Source organism: Streptomyces doebereineriae, from assembly GCF_031845645.1.
In the GTDB taxonomy this organism is placed as follows: Bacteria; Actinomycetota; Actinomycetes; order Streptomycetales; family Streptomycetaceae; genus Streptomyces; species Streptomyces canus.
This window is the reverse complement of the sequence record NZ_JAVREZ010000537.1, coordinates 1-400: the sequence shown is the minus strand read 5'-3', so window position 1 is coordinate 400 and position 400 is coordinate 1. Positions and strand designations below refer to the sequence as shown.

At 65.5% G+C, this 400-nt stretch carries 1 protein-coding gene; it reads right to left on the bottom strand.

The annotated features are described in order from the left end of the window. The coding region (locus RNB18_RS53140; protein WP_311721196.1) for an N-acetylmuramoyl-L-alanine amidase at positions 1-353 on the bottom strand (353 nt) is incomplete at its 3' end. Positions 354-400: the final 47 nt, after the last annotated feature.

The window sequence follows — 400 nt, the reverse complement described above, 5'->3', positions numbered from 1 at the left end:
GTGTCGGCGAAGTCCCGGTGCCCGCCGAGAGTCCCGCTGGCCAGATGAAATTGTTGGGCTGCCCAGGCGAATGCTGTTGCCGCACCCGTGAGTTGGGCGTCGGTGACGGGTTCTTGGTCGAAGTCGCCCTCGCATAGGACGAGGAAGTGCCCGGCGGGGTCGTAGTTGGTCGCGGTGTCGCCGGCGAGTTCGGGGGTGCGTAGTTCGTAGATGTTGCCGTTGCGATCGACGCCGACGTGGTAGGCGATGTCGATCCACCCATGGTCATGCTGGTGGTAGCGCTGGTGCTGACGTAGCCGGCTGGGGGCAAGTCGATTCTCGCCGAGAACAACAGCGCTGTGGTGCAACGTCATTCGCGTGATGGTGTGCGGACGTCCGCCGGGTCGGGCCGGTGCCGCAC